This is a genomic window from Hydrogenophaga intermedia (assembly GCF_023715105.1).
GTDB classification, from domain to species: Bacteria; Pseudomonadota; Gammaproteobacteria; order Burkholderiales; family Burkholderiaceae_C; genus Hydrogenophaga; species Hydrogenophaga intermedia_A.
In genome coordinates this window covers 1-255 of sequence record NZ_JAMBNO010000138.1, presented here as the reverse complement: position 1 = coordinate 255, position 255 = coordinate 1, and the positions used below count along the sequence as shown (strand labels likewise).

Here is a 255-nt window from a genome sequence, read left to right as displayed (position 1 = left end):
CCGCTGGCCGGGTTGGCTCAAGCGCATGGCCGACGCAAAGCTGGTGCGCTCTATGTCGCGCAAGGGGTACTCGCCAGACAACGCAGCGTGTGAAGGCTTCTTCGGCCGGCTGAAGACCGAGCACTTCCATCCCCGAGACTGGCAGTCCGCCACCATCGAACAGTTCATGCAGGCCTTGGACGCCTACATTCGCTGGTACAACGAGAAGCGGATCAAGATCTCTCTGGGCTCTCTCAGTCCAGTCGAGTACCGACG

Annotated in this window: 1 protein-coding gene; it reads left to right on the top strand. The window is 61.2% G+C overall.

All coding sequences use genetic code 11. From position 1 onward, the window contains the following. Positions 1 to 255 (top strand): IS3 family transposase (locus M3149_RS23360; RefSeq protein ID WP_251711649.1); only part of this gene is annotated, 255 nt, incomplete at both ends.